Raw genomic sequence first — 26533 nt, 5'->3', positions numbered from 1 at the left:
CTGGGCCGGTCACTGCTGGGCCGGGGCGCCCGTCGTCGGCAGCACGATCCCCTTGGTGGAGCCGGCGTTCGGCGCGAGATCCATGCCCACCGCGTCCCACACGCCGTAACGCGGGTTGATGCGGTAGTCGACTTCGCCGACGTAGGGCTGCACCAGGCGGACGCCGATGCCGCTGAGCTGGTCCGGGGTCGGCTGCTGGGCCTGGTCGGTGGCGACCGGCTTACCGGTGGCCCGCTGGCGCACGACCGCGACCACCCAGGTCGGGTTGCCGCCGGTCGGGTTCGGCTGGAACGCGATCACGGTGCCGGCCGGCACGCCGAACAGCACCGTCGTGGCGTCCTGCGGAGAGGACAGCGCGGGCACCTGGGTGCCGACGTTGCCCTCGACCCCGCCCTGCGCGCCGCGCTGGATCTCGCCGGTCACGGACTTCGGATCGGCGGCGAACTGCCGGGCCTTGGCCACGGCGTCGGCGCGCGCGGTGGCCGGGTCGGTCGAGGAGGCCGTGCCATCGGCGCTCGGCGCGCCCACGGTGGTGTAGTCGAAGTTGACCGTGAGCGTCGGCAGGTACTTGATCGCCAGCTTCTGCTCGAGGTACTGGTCGGTCAGGGCCTCGCGGTGGTCACGCAGCCGCCAGACGAGCTGCGTCACGGCGGCGTCCTGGCTCGCGGTGACCGACTGCGGCAGCGGACCGGCCAGCGGGTCCTGGAGCATGGCCGCGCCGATCGCGCTCTGGTCGGCGGTGATGTTCTCCTTCTGCGCGGCCTTGCCGACCGCCGTGTGCAGGAGCTGCTGGCGCACGATCTCCCGGCCGACGAGGTCCAGCTTGTGCTGCGCCGCGAGCTGCCGGGCGTACGGCTGCTCCCGGACGGCCCGGTCCAGCAGGCCCTGCACCTGGTCGATGGAGGTGACCTGCCCGTCGATGATCGCCGCGGCGCTCACCTGACTGGGCCCGGTCCCGCACCCGGCGAGCAGGAACGCGCCGGCCACCACAGCGATCAGCGCGCGAGGGCGCCCCATGATCCGCATCACAGGCCCTACCCTCTCACACGCCCGCCCCCGAAACACAAGACCGGGTTCGATACCCGGGCGCTCGGGCCGGCTCCGGCATCCGCCCAGCGCCCACGCTGACCCGCGGCTGACTCGCGACGGGCCGGTCGGCCGCCGTCCTGCCCCCGCACGAGATCGATGTCGGCCCGCGCCCGCGCCGGGTTCACGCCCGGAGTGCCGGTTGCCCACGGTTCGCCGGTGGCCGTCGGGCGCCCAGCCGGTGACGGCGGCGGGTGAACCGGCCCGGCCCGAGCTGGCTCAGCGGGTGCTTTCGGCGGAGCCGGTGCGGGAACCGTGCACCGCCCCCGCCGTTCGCCACGGCCGGATGCCGCGGCCGACCACGCCACGGCCATCCGCCCGCCGGGACTCCCGAAGGTCACCGCCGGGGCCTAGCCACGGGAGGCCGACCAGCGGTCCGGTCTAGGCCGGGAACCGGTCGATTCTAGGCCGGAACCGGTCGATCCGAATTCGGTCTCGGCCCGGAACCAGTCGATCCGGATTCGGTCTCGATCCGGAACCAGTCGATCCGGATTCGGTCTCGGCCCGGAACCGGTCGATCCGGATTCGGTCTCGATCCGGAACCAGTCGATCCGGATTCGGTCTCGATCCGGAACCAGTCGATCCGGACTGGGTCTCGGACCGGAATCAGTCGGTGCGGATTCGGTCTCGATCTGGAACCGGTCGGTGCGGATTCGGTCGCGGACCGGAACCGGTCGGTGCGGAACCGGTCGATCCGAGCGTCCGGTCGACCGGGGCGACGCGGCTTCCGGCTCGGCTGCTGCGCTCCCCGGTCGTGCGCTCCGCGGTGCTCCGCGGTGCTCCGCGGCCCGAGCCGGCCCTCAGACCGGCGCCGGGGTCTTCGTCAGGTGGCCCAGCAGTTTGGCGCACCACTCCAGCAGGTTTTCGTCGCGCAGGGTGGGGGCGCCCATGCGGCCGCCGGCCGGGCCCTCGGTCGGTTTGGGCACGGAGACGGTGTTGGTGATCGCCTTGAAGTTCGCCTTGGGGTACAGGCGCTTGAGGCGGACCAGCTGCGAGTCGGCCAGGGGCAGCGGGGCGAAGCGGATGGTGGTGCCCTGCACCGCGACCTCGGTGACGCCCGCCGTCCGGCAGGTGTGGCGGAAGGCCGCCACGGCGAGCAAGCGGGTGACCGGGGCCGGGGGCTGGCCGTAGCGGTCGATCAGCTCCTCGCGGACCGCGTCGAGGCCCGCGGTGTCCGGGGCCGCCGCGATCTTGCGGTAGGCCTCCAGGCGCAGGCGTTCCCCCGGTACGTAGTCGTGTGGGAGGTGGGCGTCCACCGGGAGGTCGACGCGGACCTCGGCCAGTTCGCCGTCGTCGGCGGGCTCGGCGCCGGCGTGGCGGCGGAACGCGGCCACGGCCTCGCCGACCAGCCGCACGTACAGGTCGAACCCGACCCCCGCGATGTGGCCGGACTGCTCCGCGCCGAGGATGTTGCCCGCGCCGCGGATCTCCAGGTCCTTCATCGCCACGGCCATGCCCGCGCCCAGCTCGGTGTTCTGCGCGATGGTGGCCAGCCGGTCGTGCGCGGTCTCGGTCAGCGGCGCTTCCGGCGGGTACAGGAAGTACGCGTACCCGCGCTCGCGGCCACGCCCGACGCGGCCACGCAACTGGTGCAGCTGCGCGAGCCCGAGCAGGTCGCCGCGCTCGACGATCAGCGTGTTGGCGTTGGAGATGTCCAGACCGGTCTCGACGATGGTGGTGCACACCAGCACGTCGTACTCGTTCTCCCAGAAGCCCTGGATGATCTTCTCGAGCTTGTCCTCGTTCATCTGCCCGTGCGCGGTCACCACCCGCGCCTCCGGCACCAGCTCGCGGATGCGCCGCGCCGCCTTCTCGATCGAGGAGACGCGGTTGTGCACGTAGAACACCTGGCCGTCGCGCAGCAGCTCGCGGCGGACGGCGGCGCCGACCTGCTTGTCGTCGTAGGAGCCGACGTAGGTGAGGATCGGGTGCCGGTCCTCCGGCGGGGTCAGGATGGTGGACATCTCGCGGATGCCGGCCAGGGACATCTCCAGCGTGCGCGGGATGGGCGTGGCCGACATGGTGAGCACGTCGACGTGCGTGCGCAGCGCCTTGATGTGCTCCTTGTGCTCGACGCCGAAGCGCTGCTCCTCGTCGACGATCACCAGGCCGAGGTCCTTGTAGCGGATCCCGGTCTGCAGCAGCCGGTGGGTGCCGATGACGATGTCGATCTCGCCCTCGGCCAGCTGCTCCAGCACCAGGTCGGACTCGGTCTTGTTGGTGAACCGCGAGAGGCCCTTGATGGTCACCGGGAACGACTGCATGCGCTCGGCGAAGGTGTTCAGGTGCTGCTGGGCCAGCAGCGTGGTCGGCACGAGCACGGCGACCTGCTTGCCGTCCTGCACCGCCTTGAACGCCGCGCGCACGGCGATCTCGGTCTTGCCGTAGCCGACGTCGCCGCAGATCACCCGGTCCATCGGGACGCCGCGCTCCATGTCCGACTTGACCTCGTCGATGGCGGCCAGCTGGTCGTTGGTCTCGGTGAACGGGAAGGCGTCCTCCAGCTCGTGCTGCCACGGGGTGTCCGGGCCGAACGGGTGGCCCGGCGCGGCCTGGCGCGCGGCGTAGAGCTGGACCAGCTCGGCGGCGATCTCCTTGACCGCCTTCTTGGCCCTGGCCTTGGTGTTCTTCCAGTCGGAGCCGCCCAGCTTGTTCAGCGTGGGCAGCTCGCCGCCGACGTAGCGCGAGACCTCGTCGAGCTGGTCGGTCGGCACGAACAGCCGGTCGCCCGGGTGGCCGCGCTTGGACGAGGCGTACTCCAGCAGCAGGTACTCCCGGGTCACCGAGGCGCCGCCGGAATCCTTCAACGTGCGCTGCACCATCTCCACGAACCGGCCGATGCCGTGCTGTTCGTGCACCACGTAGTCGCCGGCGCGCAGCGCGATCGGGTCGACCGCGTTGCGCCGCCGCGAGGGCATCTTGGTGTTGAGGTCCTTTGTGGACACACCGGCGTTCGCGCCGCGGCCGGTCAGGTCGGCCTCCGACAGCACCACGAGCGCCCGCTCCGGCGAGACGAAGCCGTCGGACAGCCCGCCGCAGGTGACCGTGACGACCCCGGCCGGCGGGACCGCGGCCAGCCCGTCCCCGGCCAGCGTGGCCGGCACCTCGGCCCCGGTCAGCTGCTCGACCGCACGGCTCGCGGTGCCCTGCCCGGCGACCACCAGCACCCCGGTGCCGCCCGAGGCGATGTGCGCGCGCAGGTCGGTCATCGCGCGCTCCAGCTCACCCCGGTACGCGGGCGCGGGCTCAATCGCGACGCGGAGCACGTCCGGGGCCTCGGTGGTCAGCTGGGTGATCGTCCACCACGAGCGCCGGGTGTCCTGCGCGTGCCGGGCGATCTCGGCCAGGTCGCGGTAGGCCGAGGCGCCGAGGTCGATCGGCGCCTGCCCGCCCGCCGCGGCGGTGGTCCAGGACGCCTCCAGGAACTCCTGACCGGTGCGCACCAGGTCGGCGGCGCGGGCCCGGATCTTCTCCGGATCGGCCAGCAGCACGTGGCTGCCCACCGGCATGGCGTCGGTGAGCAGCTCCAGCTCACCCTCGCAGAGCACCGGGATGAGCGCCTCCATGCCCTCCGCCGGGATGCCGTCGGCGAGCTTGGTGAGCATTTCGGCCAGGTGCGCATCCGCCTCGTAGGTGCCGGCCAGCTCGGCCGCCTTGGCCTTGACCGCCGCGGTGAGCAGCAGCTCCCGGCACGGCGGCGCGGTGACGTGCTGGATCTCCCCGGGCAGCGAGCGCTGGTCGGACACCGCGAACGCGCGGATCTCGCTGACCTCGTCACCCCAGAACTCGATCCGCACCGGGTGCTGCGCGGTCGGCCCGAACAGGTCGAGGATGCCGCCGCGCACGGCGAACTCCCCGCGCTTCTCCACCATGTCGACCCGGCTGTAGGCCAGCTCGACCAGCCGCTCCAGCAGTTCTTCGAAGCCCTGCTCCTCGCCGACCACGAGATCGACCGGAGCCAGCGCGCCGAGCCCCGGCGCCATCGGCTGGATCAGGCTGCGCACGGTCGAAACGACGACCTTCAGCTCGTCCCCGCCCGTGTGCAGGCGGTGCAGCACCTCCAGCCGGCGGCCTACGGTGTCGGCGCGCGGTGAAAGACGCTCGTGGGGCAGCGTCTCCCACGAGGGGAAGTCGGCGACCCGCTCGCGGCCGAGCAGCGCCGAGAGCGAGGTGGTCAGCTCGTCGGCCTCCCGGCCGGTGGCGGTGACCACCAGGACGGGCCGGCCCCCGCCGCCCGCGCCGGGTGCCTCGGCGAGGGCCGCGGCGACGAGCTGGCGGGCGGCGACGGGGCCCTGCAGTTCGAGCAGCGGGGCACCCGCCCGCTCGACGACCCCGCGCAGGGCCGGGTCGGGAAGGATGGCTTGGAGGAGTCCGGACAGTGGAGCGTCGGTCACCATCCCAGGGTACGGGGCGGCACCGACAAGATGCCGCTCACCGCACGAGTGGGCCGCTCGCGACACCGGCGGCGACGGGCGCGGTGACCGCCGGACGCTGCGTAGGGTCCTGGGCGTACCCACCATTCCCGGGAGGAAAGCGATGCAGCGCTGGAAGAACCGTCCCGACGGCTCGAACTGGGGCGAATTCGGCGAGCACGACCAGATCGGCCGGCTCAACCTGATCACGCCCGAGCGCCGCCGGGCGGCGGTGGCCGAGGTCCGCGAGGGGCTCGCGTTCCCGCTGAGCCTGCCGCTCGACTTCCCCAAGGGCGAGTACGCCCAGGGCTTCCGCAAGCCCCCGCTGCTCGCGAGCGCGGAGCTCGGGCACAACCGCCTGATCCGGCCCGGCGCCACCAGCGACGTGGTCAACGACGACTACGCGGTCCTGCACCTGCAGTACTCGACGCAGTGGGATTCGCTCGCCCACGTCGGCGCCCGGTTCGACCTCGACGGCACCGGCGAGCCGGTGATGGCCTACTACAACGGCTACCGCGCCGGAACGGACGTGATCGGCGATCCGGAGGGCTCGGTGACGCCCCACGCCGACGCGCTCGGCATCGAAACCCTCGCCCAGACCTCCGTGCAAGGGCGCGGGGTGATGGTCGACCTGGAACGCGCGGCCGGTCGCGGGGGCGCGGCCGTCGGTCACGAGCAGCTCATGGGGATCCTCGAGGAGCAGGAGGTGGTCGTCGAGCCGGGGGACATCCTCTGCCTGCACACCGGCACGGCCGCGGTCATCCTCGACCTCGGCGAGCGCCTGACCCGGGAGGACCTGGCCGGCCACGGCGCCGGGCTCGACGGCGGCGACGAGCGGCTGCTGCGGTGGATCACCGACAGCGGCGTCTCGGCGATCGTGGCCGACAACCTGGCCGTCGAGTCGTTCGGCGGCGAACCGGCACCCGGCGCGGAGCACCTGCTCCCGCTGCACGCGCACTGCCTGTTCAAGCAGGGCATCCCGCTCGGGGAGATGTGGTACCTGTCCGAGCTGAACGCCTGGCTGCGCGCGCACGGGCGGTCCCGGTTCCTGCTGACCGCGCCTCCGCTGCGCCTGCCCGGCGCCGTCGGCTCACCGGTCAGCGGCGTGGCGACCGTCTGAAACCACCGGCCCTCGGGCACCCGGACGGGTCACCTCCGGCGGTGAACCGGCGATCTTGCCGGTGGGTCCGGCATGCTGGGACCCATGCGCCCGTCCGGACCCGCCCTGCTCGCGACGCTCGTGGTACTCGTCTCCGCCTGCGCCAGCCCGCCCAGCGTCGCCCAGCCCGGCGCCGCGCCGACGGCCGGTGGCTTCCGCGTCGAGGAGGTCGCCGGCGGGCTGCAGCACGGCTGGGACATCGGCTTCCTGCCCGGCGGCGACCTGCTCGTGACCCAGCGCCCGGGCCGGCTCGCGCTCGTGCGCGGCGGCCGGGCGACCGAGGTCCGGGCCGACTTCTCCGACGTCTTCGCGCAGGGCGAAGGCGGGTTGATGGGCCTGGCCCTGGCCGCGGACTTCGCCTCGTCCCGCGAGTTCACCACCTGCCAGACCCACCAGGAGAACGGCCAGGCGGTCGACATCCGGCTGGTCACCTGGCGGCTGGCCGAGGACGGTGCGAGCGCGGCGAAGGCGCGCGACCTGCTGACCGGGCTGCCGGTGAACCCGAGCGGGCGGCACTCCGGCTGCCGCCCGACCCTGGCCCCGGACGGAGCGCTGCTCGTCGGCACCGGCGACACCGCGAACTCGAAGGTCTCGCAGGACCGCCACCAGCTCGGCGGCAAGGTGCTGCGGATCGACGCCAAGACCGGGGAAGCGCTGCCGGACAACCCGTTCTTCGCCTCGTCCGACGCGAACGAGCGGCGGGTCTGGACCTACGGCCACCGCAACGTCCAGGGGGTGGCCATCCGCCCCGGCACCGGGCAGGTGATCACCTCCGAGCACGGACCGGCCTTCGACGACGAGGTGAACCTGATCCGGCCCGGCGGCAACTACGGCTGGGACCCGTCGAAGGGCGGCACCGACCCGAACTACGACGAGAGCGTGCCGATGACCGACAAGAAGCGGTTCCCGGACGCCATCGATCCACTGTGGACCACCGGCTCGATCACCGAGGCGACCAGCGGCGACGCCTTCCTGACCGGCGAGCAGTGGGGCGAGAACAACGGCGCGCTGGCCGTCGCCGCGCTCAAGGGCCAGAAGCTCCTGCTGCTGCACCTCGACGCCGCCGCGAAGGTCACGGGCGTGACCCTGCCGAAGGAGTTCGACGACAAGTTCGGCCGGTTGCGCGGCGTGCGCAGCGGCCCGGACGGCGCCCTCTACGTGACGACTTCCAACGGCGACAACGACAAGCTGCTGCGCGTCACGCCCGCCTGAGCCCAGGTGCGCGGCGCTCGTCGGCGCGGGGGAACCGGCCCGGGCCACACCCGGGGGCGCCCACCGGAGTGAGTCCACAGAGGACGTTCGCCCGGTGTCCGCCGAGCTGACCGCGGCCAGGCCGCCACCGGCCGACCGGTGGCGGGCGCGGCTCACCGGCCTCGACCACCGGGTGGGCCGGGCCTAGGATCGAGACCATGACCGAGATCGACCCGGCGTCCTCCGCCCTCGTGCTGATCGACCTGCAGGAGCGGATCGTGGCCCTGCCGACCACCCCGCTGTCCGGCCCGGAGGTCGTGGCGAACGCCGTGCGCCTGCGCGACGCGTTCGCCGAGGCCGGCGCCCAGGTGGTGGTCGTCGAGGTGCGGCGCCCCGGCCGCGAAGACGAGGGCAACGAGGTGGTGCCCGAGGTCAAGCCCCGGGCCGGCGAGAAGCTGGTGGTCAAGCGGACCATCGGCGGGTTCTACGGCACCGGGCTGCACGCCCACCTGCGCGACGCCGGGGTGCGCACGGTGGTGTTCGGCGGGATCGCCACCGAGTTCGGGGTCGAGTCGACGCTGCGGGCCGCCGCGGACCACGGTTACGCGACCGTCGCGGTGTCCGACGCGATGACCGGGCTGTCGGAGATCTCCCACGAATCCGCGCTGACCAAGATCTTCCCCCGTCTCGGCACCGTGGCCACGACCGACGAGGTGCTGGCGGCGCTCGCGTGATCGACAAGATCGCCTGGCTCCACCTGGCCGGCGGCCGCGTCCTGGGCGCCCGCTCGAAGGGCAAGGACACCTGGTACTTCCCCGGCGGCAAGCGCGAACCGGGCGAGTCGGACGTCGAAACGCTGGTGCGCGAGATCTCCGAGGAGCTGACCGTGGCGCTGGTCCCGGCGTCCATCGCCCCGGCGGGGGCGTGGGAGGCGCAGGCGGACGGCCGCGCGGACGGCACGGTGGTGCGGATGACCTGCTACACCGCCGAGCACACCGGCACGCTCGCCCCGAACAGCGAGATCGCGGAGCTCGCGTGGCTCGGTTATGCCGACCGGCCCCGGGTTTCGGCGGTCTGCCGGCTGATCTTCGACGATCTGCGTTCGCAGGGGCGGCTGGACTGAGGGGCGCCGGTCGCGTCGTCCCCGGTCCACATCGGACCGGGGACGGCCGCGGACGCCGGGCGGACCACCCGCCGGAGCCGGCCACCGGTTCTGCGTGGTGGACCCGGCCGCGCGCCGCCGGACGAGGGGATCCCGCTCAGCCCAGCAGCTCGGGCTTGTGCTCCAGATGGGACAGCCCGTTCCAGGCCAGGTTCACCAGGTGCGCGGCCACCTCTTCGCGCTTGGGCTTGCGGGCGTCGAGCCACCACTGCCCGGTCAGGGCGACCATGCCGACCAGGGCCTGGGCGTAGACCGCCGACAGCTTCTCCTCGTAGCCGCGAGCCGCGAACTGCTGGGCCAGGATGTGCTCGACCTGGCTGGCGATGTCGTTGAGCACCGTGGAGAACGTGCCGGTGGAGCTGGCCACCGGGGAGTCGCGGACCAGGATGCGGAAGCCGTCGTGGGAGTCCTCGACGTAGCCGAGCAGGGCGCAGGCCGCCTGCTCCAGCATCACGCGCGGGTGGCCGCCGTGCAGGGTGGAGACCATGCGGTCGAGCAGCACCCGCGTCTCGCGGTCCACGACGACCGCGTAGATGCCTTCCTTGCCACCGAAGTGCTCGTACACCACCGGTTTGGAGACGTTGGCCCGCGCCGCGATCTCCTCCACCGAGGTGCCGTCGAAACCTTTCGCCGCGAACAGGGCGCGCGCGACGTTCAGCAATTGCTGCCGGCGCTCGCTGCCCGTCATGCGGACCCGGGTCACCGGAGCGGTCGGTCGCGCTCCGGTGACGGCCGCCTCACGCTTGGCCCGTCGTCTCCCCGCCACCGGGGCAGACTACGCCGGACCGGCGGGGTCACTTCGCTTCGGCGGCGATCCGCGCCAGCCGCTGCGGGGTCGGCCAGCGCACGTCGTGCACCCAGCCGAACTTCTCGAAGATCCAGATCAGCCGGGCGGACATGTCGATCTGGCCGCGCTTGACCCCGTGCCGCGCCGAGGTCGGGTCGGCGTGGTGCAGGTTGTGCCAGGACTCGCCGAAGGAGAAGATGGCCAGCGGCCAGAAGTTGGCCGACTTGTCCCGCGCGTTGAACGGGCGCTCGCCGATCATGTGGCAGATCGAGTTGACCGACCAGGTCACGTGGTGCAGCACGCAGATGCGCACCAGCCCGGCCCAGAAGAACGCGGTGACCGCGCCCCACAGCGACCAGGAGATCAGCCCGCCCAGCAGCGCCGGCAGCAGCAGGCTGACCAGGGCCCAGAGCCAGAACAGGTCGTCCACCTTGCGGATGGCCGCGTCCTTGACCAGATCGGGCGCGAACCGGCCCTGGTTGCTGGTGTCGCGCTCGAACAGCCAGCCCATGTGCGCGTGCCAGAACCCCTTGGCGATGGCCATCGGCGAGGTGCCGAACGCCCACGGGGAGTGCGGGTCGCCGTCGCGGTCGGAGAACGCGTGGTGGCGCCGGTGATCGGCCACCCAGGTGATCACCGGGCCCTGCAGGGCGATGCTGCCCGCGATGGCGAGCACCACGCGCAGCCACTTCTTGGCCTTGAACGAACCGTGGGTGAAGTACCGGTGGTAGGCCACGGTGATGCCGAGCCCGCTGATCCCGTAGAAGACCACGAACAACCCGACGTCGACCCAGCTCAGGCCCCAGCCCCAGGCGAACGGAACGGCGACCAGCAGCGCCACCAGCGGGGCGATCACGCCGAAGTACACCGAGAACTGCACTCCGATCGACCGGTGCCCGTCGATGATCGGTTTCGGCCCCTTGGGGGCCGGTGGCTCCCCCGCGGGCTGGGAACGGTCAAGGGTGGCCGTCATACAGTTCACTTCTTCCTACGAGCTCTGGCGAAGGGTCACCTTACCTACGATGCCGTAAGTTACGGTACAGGAGGTTTCGCGCCCTGGGGAGGCCCGATTTGCCCGTTCCCGGGGCGTCCCGGGCTTCACCTGGGAGACGATGGGGCAGCGGGCTCACCCTCCCGCAACCCCGATGGGCGATCATCGCTATCCTGACCAGGATCGATCCGCCGTAGTGTAATCGGCAGCACTTCAGATTTTGGTTCTGACGGTTCAGGTTCGAATCCTGGCGGCGGAGCGGCTGAGCGACAGGGCAGCAGGGTGATCAGGCGGCCATGGTGATGGGGGTGGGTGCGGCTGACCGACGAGACGAGCGACGAAACCGGCGCCCGGCGCCCGACCCTCGCCGAGATGTCCGACGCGTGGCTGGTGGGCCGGGCCCGTGAGCTGATCGCGGCGGTCCAGCGGCAGCCGCACGAGCAGCAGCTCGACATCGTCGCGATCATGGACGAGCTGCTCGAAGAGACCCTGCGCCGCGGTGAGCCGACGCTGGTCGCGCAGCTCCTGCGCGCTTCCGCCTTCGCCCGCCTGGTCACCCGCGGATTGGCCGCCGAGGCCGAGCCGCGGCTCGACGAAATGCTCGCGCACACCCGCCGCCACGGCCTCTCCCTGCTGCGCGCCGACGCGCACGCCCTGCGCGGGCGCCGGCTGGTGCTGGCCGCGCAGGAGGACGCCGCGCTCACCGAGATCGCCCGCGCGCTGGCCATCCTCGACGACTCCACCATCCCGGACCGCCAGGTCGGCGTGCGCAACTGGAACCGCATGCAGTCCAACGCGCTGATCGACTGCTGGATCGTGCTCAACCAGCTCGGTGTCTACGAAGCCGCCGAAGAGGTGATCGGGCGCGCGCACCAGGCGATCCGCGAGAGCGCGAGCCCGCACGAGATCACCCTTCAGCTGATCAACCGGGTCAAGATGCTGCTGGGCTGGGGCCTGCGGCTGGAGCGCATCGAGCGGTACGACGAAGCCAAGGAGAAGTTCCGCACGGCCGCGTCGATGGCCGTCGCGGCCGAGGGCCCGTTCGCCGAATCGCTGTTCCCGCGCAAGGCCGGCGTCGCGGCCGTGGACCAGGTCGGCGTGCTCGCCTCCGCGCTGGCGCTGCACCACCCGGGTGAGGAGCACGTGGCCCGGCTGCGGGAGCTGAACACCGGCCACCACTTCCCGCACGACCAGGAGATCGTGGCCATCGCGCTGGCCCGCTGCCTGGACCGGTCCGCGCGCCGGGACGAGGCGCTGGAGGTGCTGCGCGAGGTCAGCGCGGCGATGTCCGAGGAGTCGTTGCAGCCGGCCATGCGGCTGAACGTGGCCCGGGAGCTGGCGCGCCTGGACACCGCGGAGCACTCCAACCGGTCACTGGTCGACTACGCCACCACGCTCGAAGCCGAGATGTGGACGCTGCGCGAGTCGCAGATCGCCACGCTCAACGCCCGTCGCGAGCACGAGCGCCTTTCCGCCGAGCACGGCGCGATCACCCAGCAGGCGCTGCAGGACCCGCTCACCGGGCTGCCGAACCGCCGCGCGCTGGACGAGCGCCTGCGCACGCTGGCGTCCTCGGCCGACGCGCAGCCGCTCGCCGTCGGGCTGGTCGACCTCGACGGCTTCAAGGGTGTCAACGACAAGCAGTCGCACGCCGAGGGCGACAACGTGCTCCGTGTTGTCGCGAGCACGCTTCGTGACGCGTTGCGCGGAGACGACGTCGTGGCCCGTTACGGCGGCGACGAGTTCGTCGTGCTGCTGCCCGGAGCGCCGGCTTCCGCGGCGAAGATGGCGCTGGGCCGGGCAGTGAAGTCCGTCGCACAGCTCCCGCACCACCTTTCGCACGGGGTGACGCTGTCGATCGGGCTGGTCTCCCTGCGCCCACAGGAGCGCGCCGAGCAGGTGCTCGCCCGCGCGGATGCCGCCATGTACCAGGCAAAACGCGGTGGCGGCAACCAGGTGGCCTCGGCCAACTCGATGGCCACCGACGCGGGAGCCGGCTGGCCCGACGGGACCAGCCCGACCGACCCCGCGTGGGATGCCGAAGAGCCCACGTAGGATCGTGGGCCGAGCAAGCCACACCGGATGAATTCTTTTGGGAGTGTCGTTGAGCGGCCCGCTGAGCACGCTGATCCTCGCCGCGGGTGAAGGCACCCGCATGCGTTCGTCCCTGCCCAAGGTGCTGCACCCGATCGCCGGGCGCCCCTTGGTGGAGCACGCCGTCCGCGCCGCGGCCGGACTGGACCCCGACCACCTGGTCGTGGTGATCGGGCACGGCCGGGAAGCCGTCGGCGCCGAGCTGGCGCGCGTCGGCGAGGGGCTGGGCCGCGCGGTCACCACCGCCGTGCAGGCCGAGCAGAAGGGCACCGGGCACGCCGTGTCCTGCGCGCTGCGCGAGCTGCCGGCGGGACTGACCGGCACCGTGCTGGTCAGCTACGGCGACGTGCCGCTGCTGGACACCGGGACGCTGGCCGCGCTGCTGGCCGAGCACACCGGCTCGGGCCACGCGGTCACCGTGCTCACCGCCGTGGTCGCCGACCCGTCCGGTTACGGCCGGATCGTGCGTGACGACGCGGGCGGCGTGAGCGCGATCGTCGAGCACAAGGACGCCACGCCGGCACAGCACGAGATCCGCGAGATCAACTCGGGCGTCTACGCCTTCGACGCCGCGGTGCTGATCGACGGCCTCTCGCGCCTGTCGACCGACAACGCCCAGGGCGAGCTGTACCTGACCGACGTGCTCGGCATCGCCCGCGAGGACGGCAAGGGCGTCGGCGCGCTGGTGGTCGACGACCCGTGGCTCACCGAGGGCGTGAACGACCGGGTGCAGCTTTCGGTGCTGGGCGCGGAGTACAACCGCCGGATCGTGCGCCGCTGGCAGCGCGAGGGCGTGACCGTGACCGATCCGGCCACCACCTGGATCGAAGCGGGCGTGACGCTCTCGCGTGACGTGCTGCTCGAACCGAACACCCAGCTCAAGGGCACCACCTCGGTCGGCGAAGGCGCGCTGGTGGGCCCGGACACCACGCTCACCGACGTGACCGTCGGCGCGCACGCCTCGGTGGTGCGGGTGCACGGCTCCGGCTCCGAGCTGGGTGAGGGGGTGAACGTCGGCCCGTACACCTACCTGCGGCCGGGCACCAAGCTTGGCGCCGGGGGCAAGCTGGGCGCGTTCGTCGAGACCAAGAACGCCGAGATCGGCACCGGCACCAAGGTGCCGCACCTGACCTACGTCGGCGACGCGCGGATCGGCGACCACAGCAACATCGGCTGCTCCAGCGTGTTCGTGAACTACGACGGCGTCGGCAAGCACCACACCGTGGTCGGCTCCCACGTCCGCCTCGGCGCGGACAACACGCTGGTCGCGCCGGTGCGGATCGGCGACGGCGCCTACAGTGGAGCGGGTGCGGTGATCCGCAGCGACGTCCCGCCCGGCGCGCTGGCGGTCTCGGCCGGTCCGCAGCGCACCATCGAAGGCTGGGCGTCCCGGCGCAGGCCGGGCACGCCCGCGGCGGAGGCGGCGGAAGCCGCGCTCGCCGCGAGTGAGGACACCGCCGTGTCCGTGTCAGAAGCAGGAGCCGACGGGGAGTCGCCAGCATGAGTCCGAAGTCAGGTACGCCGAAGAAGAATCTGATGCTCTTCTCCGGCGGTGCGTACCGGGAGCTCGCCGAAGAGGTGGCCGAGCACCTCAACGTGACGATCACCCCGCAGACCGCCCACACGTTCGCCAACGGTGAGCTGTTCGTCCGGTTCGAGGAGTCCGTGCGCGGCACCGACGCCTTCGTGATCCAGGCGCACACCACGCCCATCAACGAGTACGTGATGGAACAGCTGATCATGGTGGACGCGCTCAAGCGGGCCAGTGCGAAGCGGATCACCGTGGTGATGCCGTTCTACCCGTACGCGCGCCAGGACAAGAAGCACAAGGGCCGCGAGCCGATCTCGGCCCGGCTGATCGCCGACCTGTTCAAGACCGCGGGCGCGGACCGGATCATGACCGTCGACCTGCACACCGCGCAGATCCAGGGCTTCTTCGACGGCCCGGTCGACCACCTGATGGCCCAGTCGGTGCTCGCCGACCACATCAAGGCCACCTACGGCGACGCGGACATCACCGTGGTCTCGCCGGACTCGGGCCGGGTGCGCCTGGCCGAGAAGTGGGCCCAGCAGCTCGGCGACCGGCCGATCGCGTTCATCCACAAGACGCGCGACCCGGACAAGCCCAACCAGGCCGTGGCCAACCGGGTGGTGGGCAAGGTGCAGGGCAAGCTGTGCGTGCTGATCGACGACATGATCGACACCGGCGGCACGATCGTGAAGGCCACCGAGGCGCTGATCCAGGAGGGCGCGGCGGACGTGGTCATCGCGACCACCCACGGCATCCTGTCCGACCCGGCGACCGAGCGGCTCTCGCAGTGCAAGGCCCGCGAGGTCATCGTCACCAACACCCTGCCGATCCCCGAGGAGAAGCGCTTCCCCGGGCTGACGGTGCTCTCCATCGCGCCGATGCTCGCGGAAGCCATCCAGCAGGTGTTCGAGGACGGTTCGGTCACCTCGCTGTTCGACGGCGCCGCCTGAGCTCCGATGCTCGTCCCGGTCCCCTCCGCGCTGGCGGAGGGGACCGGTGCTCATCCGGGAATCTCACTGCCCCGCAACGCTTTCCGCCGCTGAACGCACCTTCGCGACCGCGTCGGCGGCGATCAGCGTCAGCACGCGGCCGAGCAGGTCGTCCGGAACGGCCTCCTCGTCGATGTCCGACTCCACGGCCAGGCCGTTGCTCAACGCCAGCATGATCACGGCGAACTCCGCCGGTGGCAGCGGGAGCTCCAGGTCCAGCCCCTCGGCCAGCCGCTCCAGCGCCCGGGTGATGGTCCCCCGGACCTCGCGGCGGCGCCGTTTCAACGCCTCCCGCCGGTTCTCGTCGTGATGGGCCAGCGCGAAGAACTCCGCGAGCAGCCGGTGCCAGACCGCGTCCGCGCGCATTTCGTGCATCAGCACCGCGGCGACCTTCGCCAACCCCGCACCCCCGTCGCCCGCCTCGGCGAAGCCGGCCAGGCTGGCTTCCAGGCGGTGCGCGGCGTGCTCCTCCATCAACGCCAGGACCAGCTCGTCCTTCGAGGCGAAGCTCGAGTACACCGCGCCTTTGGTCAGCCCCGCGGCCGCGGCGACCTCGGTCAGCTTCGAGGCCGCGATGCCGCGCTCGCCGAACACGGTGAACGCCGCTTCGAGGATGCGGCGGCGGGTTTCGGCCCGCGTCGGCCGCGTTCGGCCGGCTCCGGGTTCGGACGGGGCCATCGGGATGGTCCTCCTGGTCGGGCTCTTGACTTCGGCGATCCCCACTCAATACCTTCAGGTATCCAATACCCGGAGGTACTGAATGTCAACCGAGCGTGGCCTGTGCGGTCTGGGCGCCGAAGCGGCGGCTGCGTTCGGTGAAGCGGTGGCGCAACGCTACCCCCAAGGCGGCCACTGGCGGGAGCGCTCCTTCACCGAGCTGCACGACGCGGCGAGCCGGGTGGCCGCGCTGCTGCGCGAAGGCGGGGTGCGCGCGGGCGACCGGGTCGCCCTGCTCAGCCGGACGAGTCCTGAGTGGACGGTCTGCGACCTCGCCATCGGGCGGCTGGGCGCGATCTGCGTGCCGGTGTACCCCACCGGCTCGCGCGACCAGCTCCGCTGGGTCCTGCACGACTCCGGCGCCGCCGCGGTGCTGGTCGAGACCGCCGAGCACCTGGCGGACGTCGACGCGCTGCGCGAGGACCTGCCCGCGCTGAAGCTGGTGCGGGGCATCGACACGACCGCCGAACCGCTCGCGACCGTGATCGCCGCCGGCTCCGGACCGGCCGACGCCGGCCCGTGGCCCGAGCCCGCGCCGGACGACCCGTTCACCATCGTCTACACCTCCGGCACCACCGGCGAGCCCAAGGGCTGCGTGCTGACCCACGGCAACTTCACCGCGATCCTCGCCTCCCTGCGCCGGATCGACCGGACCGGGCCCGGCGACGTGCTGTTCGCCTACCTGCCGCTGGCCCACCTGCTCACCCGGATGCTGCAGGTCTACTGCCTGCGCACCGGGGCCACGATCGCCTACTCCGCGGGCGAGATCCGCGCCGTGCTCGGGGAGCTGGCCGAGGTCGCGCCGACCTACCTGCCCTCGGCGCCGATGTTGTTCGAGAAGATCTACTCCGTGGTCAGCGGACTGGCCCCGGACCTCGGGCCGACGGTCGAGCTGGGCCTGCGCGCCCGGCGCGGCGAGCCGCTGGACGACCAGGAAGAGCTCCAGCTCGCCGCGGCCGAAGAGCAGCTCTTCGGCCGCGTCCGTGCCGCGTTCGGCGGGCGGCTCGAACGCGCGCTCACCGGCTCCGCGCCGATCGCGCCCGAGATCCTCGACTTCTTCTTCGCCTGCGGGGTGCCGATCTACGAGGCGTACGGGATGACCGAGTCGACCGCCGTGCTCACCGCGAACACCCCGCAGGCCTGGCGCGTGGGCACCGTCGGGCGCGCGGTGCCCGGCGTCGAGCTGGCGATCGCCGAGGACGGGGAGGTGCTCGGCCGCTCGGCCGGGGTCTTCGCGGGCTACTGGAACAACCCGGCGGCGACGGCGGAGTCCGTTGTGGACGGCTGGCTGCACACCGGCGACCTGGGCTCGCTCGACGAGGACGGGTTCCTCACCATCACCGGGCGCAAGAAGGACATCGTGATCACCTCGGCCGGCAAGAACCTGTCCCCCGCCGCGATCGAGAACGACCTGCGCCGGACGCCGTGGATCGCCGAGGCCGTGCTGCTCGGCGACCGCCGCCCGTACCCGGTCGCGCTGCTCTCCCTCGACCCGGAGAAGCTGCCCGAACTGGCGTCGGAAACCGGCTTCGACCCCGGCGCCGAGGACTGGTGCGGCGACGAGCGGCTGCGCGCGCTGATCGCCCGGGAGGTCGAGACCGTCAACGCCCGCTACTCTCCGCCCGAACGGATCCGGGAGTTCGCGATCGTGCCGGAGCCGTTCTCGGTGGCCGGGGGCGAGCTGACCCCGACGCTCAAGATCCGCCGTGAGGTCGTCGCCCGCCGCCACGCCGCGCTGGTCGAAACGCTCTACCCCGCCCCGTGACGGGCCCCTGATCCACCGGCAACGGCGCCGGTGTGCCCCTGAGGAAGGAAGCTTCTCGATGAGGATGCGATTGCGGACCAAAGCGGCTGTGCTGGCCGCCGCGGCGCTCGTGACGGCGGCGTTCACCGTCGCCCCGGCGCAGGCGGCGACCGGCGGCAACAACGACCCGTCGTGCCGGCCCAGCGCCGCGCACCCCCACCCGGTGGTCTTCCTCCACGGGCTCGGGGCCACCTACTACGAGGACCTGAACTTCATGCAGGCGGCCGTCGCGGCCAAGGGCTACTGCACGTTCAGCCGGACCTACGGCGCCTACCCGGGCTTCCCCGTGGTCGGCGGACTGCGCCCGATCGCCGATTCCGCGGCCGAGATCAAGGCGTTCATCGGCCAGGTGCTGGCCGAGACCGGTGCTTCGCAGGTGGACCTGGTCGGGCACTCCGAGGGCGGCCTCCAGTCCCTCTACGTGACCAAGACCCAGGGCATCGCCGGCCGGATCGGCACCGTGGTGGCCATCGCGCCGCCCACGCACGGCACCACCTTCGCCGGGCTGACCAAGCTGGCCTACCTGCTGGGCCAGGGCGAGCGCGACGCCGTCGGCCGGGCGCTGTCCACCCTCGGCTGCCCGGCCTGCGACAACCTGATCACCGGCGGCTCGGCCATCGCCACGCTGAACGCCGGTCCGGTCGCCCAGCCCGGTGTCCGCTACACGATCATCACCTCGCGCGCCGACGAGCTGGTCACGCCCACCGACACCGCCTTCGTCCGCGAGCCGGGGGTCGACAACCAGTACGTCCAGGACACCTGCCCGCTCGACCCGGTGGGCCACATCGGCGAGGCCTACGACCTGAACGTGTGGAACCTGGTCGGCAACGCGCTCGACCCCGCGCACGCCAGGAAGTTCCTGTGCACCGTGGGCTCCCCGGGCTGATTTCCCCGGCCGAAAGCCCGCCGAGGCCCCCTTGTCCGCGCCGCACGCGGGCAAGGGGGCCTCGGCGGCTCCGGCGGGTCAGTAGGCGACGGTGAACCGCGCCCGCGAATGCTTCGGCTCGTCGATCTCGTCGACGAAGGCGATCGCGTAGTCCGCGCCGCCGATGCGCGAGTGGCCGTCCGCGTCGGAAAGCAGGACGTCGCCGCCCACGCGGAATTCGCCGGTGCGCTCGCCGGCGTTCCAGGCGCCGAACTCGGCGGCCGGGCTGAGGTAGAACCAGTCGACGCCCTCGGGCAGCGCGCGCAACGCGTCGAGCACCTCGGCGTGGCTGCCCGCCTCCGGCTTGTACGCGTCCGGGAAGTCCGGGGTGTCGATCAGCCGCGGTCCGCCTTCGGCCACGTGCAGGGAGCCGGCCCCGCCGACGAACGACAGGCGCGCACCGGCGGCGCGGGCCGCGTCCACCAGCGTCGGCACGGCGTCCAGCAGACGACGGCCCTCGTCGTCCGCGCGGCCCGGGGTCGCGATCACGATCACGTCGGCGTCGCGGGTCACGTCCGCGACGAAGCCGGCGTCGTGCATCGAGCCCGTGCGCGCCTCGACGCCGTCCGGCAGGCCCTCGGCCTTGCGGGCCACCCCGACCACCGAATGACCACGCCGCAGCGCCTCGTCCGTGATCCGGCCGCCGGCGTACCCCGTCGCGCCGAACACCACCAGCTTGCTCATGACCGCTCCTCATCAGGGGAAATCGTGCTTGCCGCACCGATGGTAGGGACGGGTCGGCGGCTACTTCAACGAAAGCGGCGCACCCCCGGGTAGGCGTGCAGGTCAGGCGCCGAGCTTGGCGAACGACGCGGCCAGCCGCTGCTTCACCGCGTTCGCGTCGAACGGCACCCGCACCTCGCCGACGGCCGACGGCTTGGCCAGCACCTGGTAGCTGGCCGTGCGGTTCGGCAACGAGAACTTGACCGAGCAGGACATGGTGATCGTCGCGTCGGCCGCCGCGTCGGCCTGCGTGGTGCAATTGCGCGAGCCGAGCGCCCCGGCGCTCATCTCGACGGTCAGCGTCACGTGCACCGTCGGCTTCGGGTTCGCGGCCCCGCCGACCACGTTGGCCGAGACGTCCACCGAGGTGGTGCAGGAGCCGACGAAGTTCTGGCAGTCGAGCTTGTCGTTCAGCACCGCGACGCTCGCCTGCGCCAGACCCTCGAACGGCTGGCCCAGCTGGTCCACGGCGCTGTCGAAATCGGCGCGGAACCGCTTCAGGTCGTCGCCGAGGACCGGGCGGACCCGGAACCCGGTGCCCAGCTGCGGGCCGCCCCGCGGGTCGATCAGCGCCGGCGCGACGCCGACCACGCGAAACGGCGCCGCCGCGGTCACCTGCAGGGCGCCGAGGCCACCGCCGAGCTGGTAGACCTCCGGGCCGTCCGGTCCCTTCTGCCGCACCGGCTCGGCCGTCTGGTTCAGCGCCGCGAGCGTGGCGCCCAGCGCGTCCGCGAGCCGGCCCGGCGAGAGCTTCGCGGCCGGGTCCACCGGCAGCTCGCTGCCGACGGTGTGCACCCAGCCGGTGCCGAACTGGGCGCTGTCCTGCTCCAGGCCGTGCGCCTTCCAGTAGTCCTCGTCGGCCGAGAGGTACAGCTCGCCGCCGACCTGGACGATCCGCACCGGCCGGCCCTCGAACGGCAGCGTGCCGATCCCGTCGCCGTCGCCGGTGATCCGGAAGCTGAGGTCGGCGGGCCGGCCGGAGGCGTCCTTGACCGTGGTGTCGTACTGCAGGGCCGGGGCCTCGCGCAGGGCGTCCACCGCCGAGTCGACGGCCGTCCGCTGCGCCGCGAGCCGTTCGGCCTTCTGCTCGTCGGCGGCCGAAACCCCGGCCGCGCCGGACACCGCCACCTGGCAGCCGGCGAGCAGCCCGCCCACCAGCACCACCGCCGCGACGGTCCATCGAGCCCGCATTCCACCCTCTTTCCGCCGGGATCATCTCATCCTCGCGGCGACGCCGGGAGCACCTCGATTGTGTCCTCACCCACCGCCCGGCCCAAGGTCCGCCGGTCGCGGGCCGACCCGTCGTTACCGCATCGGCACCGGCTGGTCTACAATTCTCGAGTTGTCTCGGCGAGGCGGGTGCACCGGACGGTGCCCGGCGTGATCGACGCGGCGGCTCGAGAAGCCCCCGTGAAGCGTCGCGCCCGGGTACTCGCCGCCGTGGACAGCCGCCCCGAGCTCCAGGTCGAAGCGTCCCCGCCGCCACCTGCTGCACCGCATTGTGATTTGAAGGAGTGCTACACCGTGTCCGAGGTACGTCTTTCCGTCGAGCCGCGCAACGAGTTCGGCAAGGGTGCCGCGCGGCGCACCCGCCGTGCCGGCAAGATCCCCGCGGTCCTGTACGGGCACGGCTCGGACCCGCGGCACTTCGCGCTGCCGGCCCTCGAGTTCGCCCGCGTGGTCCGCGAGAACGGCAGCAACGCCGTCATCACCCTCGACCTCGAGGGCTCCGACGAGCTGGCGCTGACCAAGACCATCGTCGTGCACCCGCTGAAGAACTACATCGAGCACGTCGACCTGCTGGTCGTCAAGCGCGGCGAGAAGATCGTCGTCGACGTCCCGGTGGTCGTCACCGGCGCCGCCGCCCCGGGCACCCTGGTCGCCCAGGACCTCGACACCATCCAGGTCGAGGTCGAGGCGCTGCACATCCCCGAGCAGTTCGAGGTCTCGGTGGAGGGCCTCGAGGCCGGCATCCAGATCAACGCCTCGCAGCTCACCCTGCCCCAGGGCGCGGAGCTGGTCACCGACGCCGAGGCGCTGGTCGTCGCGGTGAACGAGGCCCCGCGTGAAGAGGATCTCGGAACCGAGGACGAGACCGCCGAAGCCGAAGCCGCCGCCGAGCCGGCCGAAGAAGAGGCCGAATAGACTCACTTCCGTGAGTGAAGACCTGCCTGGGGCCGGCGAGCTGATCGTGCTCGCCGGCCTCGGCAATCCCGGGCCCCAGTACGCCGGCAACCGGCACAACGTCGGCTTCATGGTGCTCGACGAGCTGGCCGGCCGGATCGGCGGCCGGTTCAAGGCCCACAAGAGCGGGGCCGAGGTGCTGGAGGGACGGCTGTCCGGCCGGCGCGTGGTGCTGGTCAAGCCCCGCTCGTTCATGAACCTCTCCGGCGGCCCCGTGGTCGGCGCCGCCCGGTTCTTCAAGGTCGAGCCCTCGGGGGTCGTGGTCGTGCACGACGAGCTGGACGTGCCCTTCGGCGCGCTGAAGCTCAAGCTCGGCGGCGGCGACAACGGCCACAACGGCCTCCGCTCGATCACCAAATCGCTCGGCACGCGTGAGTACTACCGCGTGCGCTTCGGCATCGGCCGCCCGCCGGGCCGCCAGGACCCGGCCGATTTCGTGCTCAAGGACTTCTCCACGGTCGAGCGCAAGGAGCTGGCCTTCGAGGTCGACCGCTGCGCCGACGCCACCGAGGCGCTGCTGGTCAAGGGCCTCGCGGACGCGCAGAACGAGTTCCACGCGGGTTGACCGGCTCCCGGTGCTCCCTGAGCGAGGCCGAGTGGTGTTCGCTTTCGTTGAGTGATCTCCGCTCACTCGATGGGCGGCTTCTACCTCCCCGATCGAGTCGATCCGAGGTGCTTTCCCTTCCCGGAGCCGCGGCGACCGGTTAGGACGGGGGGTGGGAGTTCGCCCACCGACCTTGAATCGGAGAATCTTTCATGTCGTTCACCGCCGAGGATCTCGCCGAGGTCGCTTTCGGTAACGCCCCGATCGGCCGCCGCGGCTACGCGAAGAACGAGGTCGACGAGTACGTGCGGCGCATCGCCCGGACGATCGCCGACGAGGACGACCTGACCGCCGCGGAAGTCCACCACGTGTTGTTCAACAAGCCGCTGATCGGCAAGCGCGGCTACGACGAGCGTGAGGTGGACCAGTTCCTCGACGAGGCCGAGGACCAGTTGGCCGAGCTCTCCGGCCGGCGCGCTCCGAGCGTCCCCGGCGCCCGCGACGAACACGAGGCCACCGCCCAGCGCGCGCCCCGTCCGGCCGGGGAAGCGGCCGAACACCTCCAGGACCGGTAACCCGGCTCGGCGCCGGAGCGTGCATCCCGCGCGCGGCGCTGCCCGCCTTCGGGCTTTCACCGCCCCCTGACCAAGCGAAACGCCCCGTCCCCCGACTCCATCCTCGTCGCGGGCCGGGGCGTTCCCGTGGCGGCTTCAGGAAGCCGCGTTGCGCAAGATCTTGTCGGCGTACTGCGTGGCCGTGGCGGCCCGCTTGACCTTCCCGGACGGCGTCTTCGGCAGGCTGCCCGCCGGGAGCACGACCACGGCGTACGGCCGCATGTCGACCGCGTCCCGCACCCGGGCCGCGACCTCTTTGGACAGTGCCCGCTCCGCTTCGGCGTCACCGGCCAGTTTGGACTCCAGCACCACGGCGAAGCGCTCGCGGCGGCTGCCCGCGTCGAGGCGCACGGCCACGGCGTTGCCCGCGCGCACCCCCTCCACCGAGGTGGCCGCGCGTTCGATGTCGGTCGGGTAGAGGTTGCGGCCGCCCATGATGATCACGTCCTTGCGCCGGCCGCAGATGACGATCTGGCCGTCCACCAGGTAACCGAGGTCGCCGGTGTCGAGCCAGCCCTCGGCGTCCTGGGTGCCGACCGGTCCGTCGACCGTCAGGTAGCCCGGGGTCACGGCCTCGCCGCGCAGCCGGATCTCACCGATTTCCCGCTCGCCGAGCCGGTGGCCCCGGTCGTCGACGATCGCCGCTTCGAGGCCGTCGAGCGGGCGGCCGAGCACCGCGAACGAGCGCACCGAGTCGGTCCCGCGCCGCGGGTCGCCCTCGGGCACCGGCACGGCGCGGTTGCCGGACTCCAGCGCGCCGGCCTCCACCACGTCGAGCGTCAGTCCGGTGAACAGCGGCGCGAACGAAACGGCCAGGGTCGCCTCGGCCATGCCGTAGGCCGGGAACACGCACTCGGCCGGCATCTTGAACCGGGCCCCGGCCTCGACGAACGTCTTCACGGCGGTCTCGTCGACCGGCTCCGCGCCGTTCAGCGCGATGCGCAACGTGGACAGGTCGTACGCCCCGTCGTCGTCCACGCGCGCCATGCGGCGGCCGACGATGGCGTAGGCGAAGTTCGGCGCCGCCGTGGTGGTGCCGCGGTACTTGGTGATCAGCTCGGGCCAGATCAACGGGCCGGACAGGAACTCCACCGGCGTGATCTTGACCAGCTCGACGCCGAAGGTCATCGGCACGGTCAGGAAACCGACCATGCCCATGTCGTGGAAGGTCGGCAGCCAGGACACCATCACGTCGGTGTCGAAGTCGAACTCGGCGCGCTCCACCATCGCCTTGACGTTGGTGTAGAGGTTGCCGTAGGTGATCCGCACGGCCTTCGGCTCGGCGGTGGACCCGCTGGTGAGCTGCAGCAGCGCGGTGTCGCCCTCGGCGGTGGGCACGATCTCGGCCAGCGGTTCGCCGCCGGCCAGCTCGGTGATCAGCCGGTGGTCGATGCCCTTCTCCGCCAGCACCGGGGCGAGCTGGTCGAACGGCTCGCCGAGCACCACCAGCTCCGCGCCGATCATGCCCAGCACCTTGACCGTGTCGTCGGCCCACTCGGCCAGGTCGGTGCGCGGGGTGGGCTGGTGCAGCATGGTCACGCTGCCCCCGGCCAGCCAGACCGCCTGCACCATGGGCGCGATCAGGGAGGGCGCCGCGGCCAGCACCGCCACCGCGCTGCCCGGCGCCAGACCACCGGCGACCAGCGCCCCGGCCACCCGCAACGCCTGCTCGTGAACCTCGGCCCACGTCCGTCGCACCGGTTCCACTGGCTCCCCGGTGACCATGCCCCGCTGCTGACCTCGCCCGGCCGCCGTGCCGACGAGCGTGTCCACGAACCGACTCATGGGCGTCAGATTACTGTCTGGTTGTCAACGCCCGCCCGCGTGGCCGGTCCGCCGGTCATTCGGCCGCTTCGGAGGTCTCCAGCCAGCGCGCCTCGACGTCGTCCTTCTCCGCCTGGAGCGACTTCAGCTCAGTGTTCAGCTCGATCAGCTTCACCGGGTCCGTAGCCGCTTCGGCCAGCGCCGCGTGGATCTTCTCCTCCCGCGAGGAGAGCTGGTCGAGCTTGCGCTCCAGCCGGCCCAGCTCCTTGCGCGCGGCCCGCACCTCGGCGGCGTCGCGCTTGGCCTCCGCCTTCGCCGGGGCGGCCCCGGCCGCTTCACGGCGCGGCGCGGCCTCGCGGACCTTCAGCCGGCGGTCCAGGTACTCCTCGATCCCGCCGGGCAGATCGGTCACCGCGCCGTCGCCGAACAGCGCGACCGTGGTGTCGCAGACCCGCTCGACCAGGTACCGGTCGTGCGAGACCACGACCATCGTGCCGGCCCAGCCGTCGAGCAGGTCTTCGAGCTGCTGCAGGGTGTCGATGTCCAGGTCGTTCGTCGGCTCGTCGAGCAGCAGCACGTTCGGCTCGGCCATCAGCAGCCGGCACAGCTGAAGCCGGCGCCGCTCGCCGCCGGAGAGGTCGCCGACCGGCGTCCACTGGCGGGCCTGCGGGAAGCCCAGCTTCTCCCCGAGCTGCGACGCGGTCATCTCCTGCTTGCCGAACACCACCCGTCCCGCGACCTGCTCGATCGCCTGCAGCACGCGCAGGTCCCGGGGCAGGTCGTCGAGCTCCTGGCGCAGGTGCGCGAGCGCGACCGTGGTGCCCTGCTTGCGCCGCCCGGTCGAGGACTCGACCTCGCCGCCGAGCAGTTTGAGCAGGGTGGTCTTGCCCGAGCCGTTCACCCCGACCAGGCCGATCCGGTCGCCGGGGCCGATCCGCCAGGTCACGTGGTCGAGCAGCCGCCGGCCGCCGACGTCCACCGTGACGTCCTCCAGCTCCAGCACGGTCTTGCCCAGCCGCCGCTTGGCGAACGCCTGGAGCTCGACGGTGTCGCGCAGCGGCGGCACGTCGGCGATCAGCGCCTCGGCGGCCTCCACGCGGTAGCGCGGCTTGGAGGAGCGGGCCTGCGGGCCGCGGCGCAGCCAGGCCAGCTCCTTGCGCGCCAGGTTCTGCCGCTTCTCCTCCGCGGTCGCGGACAGCCGCGCCCGCTCGGCGCGCGCGAAGATCCAGTCCGCGTACCCGCCCTCGTACTGCTCGACCCGGCCGTGGGCCACCTCCCAGGTGAGGCCCGCGACCGTGTCCAGGAACCACCGGTCGTGGGTCACGACCACCACGGCGGACCGGCGGGCCAGCAGGTGGTCGGCCAGCCAGCGGACCCCCTCGACGTCCAGGTGGTTGGTCGGCTCGTCCAGCACGACCAGGTCCAGCTCCCCGGTCAGCGCGGCGGCGAGCGCGACGCGGCGGCGCTCCCCGCCCGACAGCGTGGCGGTCGGCTGGTCCAGCCCGATCGCGGTGATCCCCAGACCATCCACAATGGACCGGACTCGGGCGTCGGCGGCCCATTCGTGCTCGGCCCCGTAGCGGGCCAGCACGACGTCGCCGACCGTGCTGCCCTCGGGCAGCTCGGTGCGCTGCGTGACCACGGCCATCCGCAGCCCGCGCACGTGGCTCACCCGTCCGGCGTCCGGCTCGCTCAGTCCGGAGAGGACCTCCAGCAGGGTGGTCTTGCCCCCGCCGTTGAGGCCGACCACGCCGATGCGCTGCCCCTCGGCGACGCCGAGGGAAACCTTGTCCAGCAGCGGCTTCACCCCGTAGGACTTGCTCACCGACTCCAGGTTGACCAGGTTGGCCATCCGA

The 26533-nt window shown here is 72.2% G+C and carries 21 protein-coding genes and 1 tRNA gene; 13 read left to right on the top strand and 9 right to left on the bottom strand.

The window, feature by feature from the left end; genetic code table 11:
- Window positions 1–9 precede the first annotated feature (9 nt).
- A complete protein-coding gene (locus NYF13_RS10660) occupies window positions 10–1017 on the bottom strand; it encodes a hypothetical protein (protein WP_315656009.1) in 1008 nt (335 codons plus the stop codon).
- Between the two features lie 869 nt (window positions 1018–1886).
- Window positions 1887–5483 carry a transcription-repair coupling factor gene (gene mfd / locus NYF13_RS10655; protein ID WP_315656008.1) on the bottom strand — a complete coding sequence of 1199 codons (3597 nt, stop codon included), beginning with the start codon at window positions 5481–5483 and terminating at the stop codon, window positions 1887–1889.
- A 139-nt stretch (window positions 5484–5622) separates the two neighbouring features.
- Between mfd and NYF13_RS10650 the strand changes: the two genes are divergently transcribed.
- The 4 genes from NYF13_RS10650 to NYF13_RS10635 all read left to right on the top strand — a co-directional run bounded on the left by NYF13_RS10650 (window position 5623) and on the right by NYF13_RS10635 (window position 8971).
- Window positions 5623–6618 carry a cyclase family protein gene (locus NYF13_RS10650; protein ID WP_315656007.1) on the top strand — a complete coding sequence of 332 codons (996 nt, stop codon included), beginning with the start codon at window positions 5623–5625 and terminating at the stop codon, window positions 6616–6618.
- A gap of 84 nt (window positions 6619–6702) precedes the next feature.
- Window positions 6703–7869 (top strand): PQQ-dependent sugar dehydrogenase, encoded by a 1167-nt coding sequence (locus NYF13_RS10645; RefSeq protein ID WP_315656006.1) that lies wholly within the window; start codon window positions 6703–6705, stop codon window positions 7867–7869.
- Window positions 7870–8066: 197 nt separating this feature from the next.
- On the top strand, window positions 8067–8582 hold the full coding sequence (locus NYF13_RS10640; RefSeq protein WP_315656005.1) for an isochorismatase family protein: 516 nt from the start codon (window positions 8067–8069) through the stop codon (window positions 8580–8582).
- Window positions 8579–8971 (top strand): NUDIX domain-containing protein, encoded by a 393-nt coding sequence (locus NYF13_RS10635; RefSeq protein ID WP_315656004.1) that lies wholly within the window; start codon window positions 8579–8581, stop codon window positions 8969–8971. The genes NYF13_RS10640 and NYF13_RS10635 overlap by 4 nt, the downstream gene beginning before the upstream one ends.
- 136 nt (window positions 8972–9107) lie before the next feature.
- Here the strand turns inward: NYF13_RS10635 and NYF13_RS10630 are convergent, their stop codons facing one another.
- Both NYF13_RS10630 and NYF13_RS10625 read right to left on the bottom strand, forming a co-directional pair.
- Window positions 9108–9698, bottom strand: a complete 591-nt coding sequence (locus tag NYF13_RS10630) for a TetR/AcrR family transcriptional regulator (protein ID WP_315656003.1) — start codon at window positions 9696–9698, stop codon at window positions 9108–9110.
- Between the two features lie 106 nt (window positions 9699–9804).
- Window positions 9805–10770 (bottom strand): acyl-CoA desaturase, encoded by a 966-nt coding sequence (locus NYF13_RS10625; RefSeq protein ID WP_315656002.1) that lies wholly within the window; start codon window positions 10768–10770, stop codon window positions 9805–9807.
- A gap of 205 nt (window positions 10771–10975) precedes the next feature.
- Between NYF13_RS10625 and NYF13_RS10620 the strand changes: the two genes are divergently transcribed.
- The 4 genes from NYF13_RS10620 (at window position 10976) to NYF13_RS10605 (ending at window position 15363) form a co-directional block, all read left to right on the top strand.
- A tRNA-Gln gene (locus NYF13_RS10620) sits at window positions 10976–11047 on the top strand.
- A 113-nt stretch (window positions 11048–11160) separates the two neighbouring features.
- A complete protein-coding gene (locus tag NYF13_RS10615) occupies window positions 11161–12843 on the top strand; it encodes a diguanylate cyclase domain-containing protein (protein ID WP_396287273.1) in 1683 nt (560 codons plus the stop codon).
- A gap of 49 nt (window positions 12844–12892) precedes the next feature.
- A complete protein-coding gene (gene glmU, locus NYF13_RS10610; RefSeq protein ID WP_315656000.1) occupies window positions 12893–14386 on the top strand; it encodes a bifunctional UDP-N-acetylglucosamine diphosphorylase/glucosamine-1-phosphate N-acetyltransferase GlmU in 1494 nt (497 codons plus the stop codon).
- Entirely contained in the window at window positions 14383–15363 is a 981-nt protein-coding gene (locus NYF13_RS10605; protein ID WP_315655997.1) for a ribose-phosphate diphosphokinase, read from the top strand. Before glmU ends, NYF13_RS10605 begins: the two co-directional genes overlap by 4 nt.
- Window positions 15364–15426: 63 nt before the next feature.
- Here the strand turns inward: NYF13_RS10605 and NYF13_RS10600 are convergent, their stop codons facing one another.
- Entirely contained in the window at window positions 15427–16080 is a 654-nt protein-coding gene (locus tag NYF13_RS10600; RefSeq protein WP_315655995.1) for a TetR family transcriptional regulator, read from the bottom strand.
- A gap of 82 nt (window positions 16081–16162) precedes the next feature.
- Here NYF13_RS10600 and NYF13_RS10595 point away from each other — a divergent pair, with 82 nt between their 5' ends.
- Entirely contained in the window at window positions 16163–17884 is a 1722-nt protein-coding gene (locus NYF13_RS10595) for an AMP-dependent synthetase/ligase (protein ID WP_315655994.1), read from the top strand.
- Between the two features lie 58 nt (window positions 17885–17942).
- Window positions 17943–18809: an alpha/beta fold hydrolase gene (locus tag NYF13_RS10590; protein ID WP_315655993.1), complete on the top strand. Its 867-nt coding sequence runs from the start codon at window positions 17943–17945 to the stop codon at window positions 18807–18809.
- A gap of 78 nt (window positions 18810–18887) precedes the next feature.
- Here the strand turns inward: NYF13_RS10590 and NYF13_RS10585 are convergent, their stop codons facing one another.
- Both NYF13_RS10585 and NYF13_RS10580 read right to left on the bottom strand, forming a co-directional pair.
- A complete protein-coding gene (locus NYF13_RS10585) occupies window positions 18888–19532 on the bottom strand; it encodes an NAD(P)H-binding protein (RefSeq protein WP_315655991.1) in 645 nt (214 codons plus the stop codon).
- Window positions 19533–19634: 102 nt separating this feature from the next.
- Window positions 19635–20762 carry a hypothetical protein gene (locus NYF13_RS10580; RefSeq protein WP_315655989.1) on the bottom strand — a complete coding sequence of 376 codons (1128 nt, stop codon included), beginning with the start codon at window positions 20760–20762 and terminating at the stop codon, window positions 19635–19637.
- A gap of 333 nt (window positions 20763–21095) precedes the next feature.
- On the opposite strand from NYF13_RS10580, the gene NYF13_RS10575 reads away from it, so the two are divergent.
- The 3 genes from NYF13_RS10575 (at window position 21096) to NYF13_RS10565 (ending at window position 22874) form a co-directional block, all read left to right on the top strand.
- A complete protein-coding gene (locus NYF13_RS10575) occupies window positions 21096–21716 on the top strand; it encodes a 50S ribosomal protein L25/general stress protein Ctc (RefSeq protein WP_315655987.1) in 621 nt (206 codons plus the stop codon).
- A gap of 10 nt (window positions 21717–21726) precedes the next feature.
- A complete protein-coding gene (pth, locus tag NYF13_RS10570; protein WP_315655986.1) occupies window positions 21727–22320 on the top strand; it encodes an aminoacyl-tRNA hydrolase in 594 nt (197 codons plus the stop codon).
- Between the two features lie 191 nt (window positions 22321–22511).
- Window positions 22512–22874 (top strand): DivIVA domain-containing protein, encoded by a 363-nt coding sequence (locus tag NYF13_RS10565; RefSeq protein WP_315655984.1) that lies wholly within the window; start codon window positions 22512–22514, stop codon window positions 22872–22874.
- 135 nt (window positions 22875–23009) lie between these two features.
- Here the strand turns inward: NYF13_RS10565 and NYF13_RS10560 are convergent, their stop codons facing one another.
- A complete protein-coding gene (locus tag NYF13_RS10560; protein ID WP_315655982.1) occupies window positions 23010–24698 on the bottom strand; it encodes a fatty acyl-AMP ligase in 1689 nt (562 codons plus the stop codon).
- Window positions 24699–24753: 55 nt separating this feature from the next.
- Window positions 24754–26529, bottom strand: a complete 1776-nt coding sequence (locus NYF13_RS10555; protein ID WP_315655980.1) for an ABC-F family ATP-binding cassette domain-containing protein — start codon at window positions 26527–26529, stop codon at window positions 24754–24756.
- Window positions 26530–26533 lie beyond the last annotated feature (4 nt).

The sequence above is a fragment of the Amycolatopsis sp. PS_44_ISF1 genome (assembly GCF_032335455.1).
Classification (GTDB): domain Bacteria; phylum Actinomycetota; class Actinomycetes; order Mycobacteriales; family Pseudonocardiaceae; genus Amycolatopsis.
Note: the sequence above shows the minus strand (reverse complement) of the source record. Positions and strands in the feature narration are given on the sequence as shown.

Excerpts from the sequence above, each read along its gene's own strand:
- NYF13_RS10630 (WP_315656003.1), bottom strand. The coding sequence starts at position 9,698 with ATGACGGGCAGCGAGCGCCGGCAGCAATTGCTGAACGTCGCGCGCGCC.
- NYF13_RS10660 (WP_315656009.1), bottom strand. The coding sequence starts at position 1,017 with ATGGGGCGCCCTCGCGCGCTGATCGCTGTGGTGGCCGGCGCGTTCCTG.
- NYF13_RS10555 (WP_315655980.1), bottom strand. The coding sequence starts at position 26,529 with ATGGCCAACCTGGTCAACCTGGAGTCGGTGAGCAAGTCCTACGGGGTG.
- NYF13_RS10590 (WP_315655993.1), top strand. The coding sequence starts at position 17,943 with ATGAGGATGCGATTGCGGACCAAAGCGGCTGTGCTGGCCGCCGCGGCG.
- mfd (WP_315656008.1), bottom strand. The coding sequence starts at position 5,483 with ATGGTGACCGACGCTCCACTGTCCGGACTCCTCCAAGCCATCCTTCCC.
- NYF13_RS10645 (WP_315656006.1), top strand. The coding sequence starts at position 6,703 with ATGCGCCCGTCCGGACCCGCCCTGCTCGCGACGCTCGTGGTACTCGTC.
- NYF13_RS10595 (WP_315655994.1), top strand. The coding sequence starts at position 16,163 with ATGTCAACCGAGCGTGGCCTGTGCGGTCTGGGCGCCGAAGCGGCGGCT.
- NYF13_RS10650 (WP_315656007.1), top strand. The coding sequence starts at position 5,623 with ATGCAGCGCTGGAAGAACCGTCCCGACGGCTCGAACTGGGGCGAATTC.
- NYF13_RS10615 (WP_396287273.1), top strand. The coding sequence starts at position 11,161 with ATGTCCGACGCGTGGCTGGTGGGCCGGGCCCGTGAGCTGATCGCGGCG.
- NYF13_RS10605 (WP_315655997.1), top strand. The coding sequence starts at position 14,383 with ATGAGTCCGAAGTCAGGTACGCCGAAGAAGAATCTGATGCTCTTCTCC.
- NYF13_RS10640 (WP_315656005.1), top strand. The coding sequence starts at position 8,067 with ATGACCGAGATCGACCCGGCGTCCTCCGCCCTCGTGCTGATCGACCTG.
- NYF13_RS10580 (WP_315655989.1), bottom strand. The coding sequence starts at position 20,762 with ATGCGGGCTCGATGGACCGTCGCGGCGGTGGTGCTGGTGGGCGGGCTG.
- NYF13_RS10600 (WP_315655995.1), bottom strand. The coding sequence starts at position 16,080 with ATGGCCCCGTCCGAACCCGGAGCCGGCCGAACGCGGCCGACGCGGGCC.
- NYF13_RS10565 (WP_315655984.1), top strand. The coding sequence starts at position 22,512 with ATGTCGTTCACCGCCGAGGATCTCGCCGAGGTCGCTTTCGGTAACGCC.
- NYF13_RS10560 (WP_315655982.1), bottom strand. The coding sequence starts at position 24,698 with ATGAGTCGGTTCGTGGACACGCTCGTCGGCACGGCGGCCGGGCGAGGT.
- NYF13_RS10585 (WP_315655991.1), bottom strand. The coding sequence starts at position 19,532 with ATGAGCAAGCTGGTGGTGTTCGGCGCGACGGGGTACGCCGGCGGCCGG.
- NYF13_RS10625 (WP_315656002.1), bottom strand. The coding sequence starts at position 10,770 with ATGACGGCCACCCTTGACCGTTCCCAGCCCGCGGGGGAGCCACCGGCC.